Consider the following 391-nt stretch of genomic DNA (forward strand, 5'->3'; position numbering starts at 1 on the left):
AGACAGGTCGATAAGCACATCCGACAAGAGATGAAGTGACAGGAGCGCGCGCACCGCCGAAATCCACCACGTGTGGCCTATCTCGATCCGACCGTAATCGCTGCGTGCCTACCGCTCGGCGAGTTCCAGGGCGACCGCGCTAACCAGAATCGCGCCACCGATGCCGATACCGGCCAACGTGACGGAGTTCCCGTATCCGACGGCGCTCGCGACCACGGCAACGACGACCGTCCAGAAGCCGGTCTGGACCGCGTACACGCGAGTCGAGTGACCACCGATCTCGGAGGGCATGTGTAACGAATCAGTCAGAACACAGGAATTTCTTCCGGTCGTCCGCGATGTGGCTGCTCGCGGGAACTACGATGACGGGGCTTCCCGGCCGGTACGCTTC

1 protein-coding gene is annotated in these 391 nt (G+C 62.4%); it reads right to left on the reverse strand.

Going from position 1 to position 391, the window contains the following annotated elements; translation table 11 throughout:
• Positions 1–108: 108 nt before the first annotated feature.
• A complete protein-coding gene (locus tag EXE45_RS18210) occupies positions 109–291 on the reverse strand; it encodes a hypothetical protein (RefSeq protein ID WP_137695145.1) in 183 nt (60 codons plus the stop codon).
• Positions 292–391: the final 100 nt, after the last annotated feature.

It is taken from the genome of Halorubrum sp. SP9 (genome assembly GCF_005435015.1).
GTDB lineage: Archaea > Halobacteriota > Halobacteria > Halobacteriales > Haloferacaceae > Halorubrum > Halorubrum sodomense.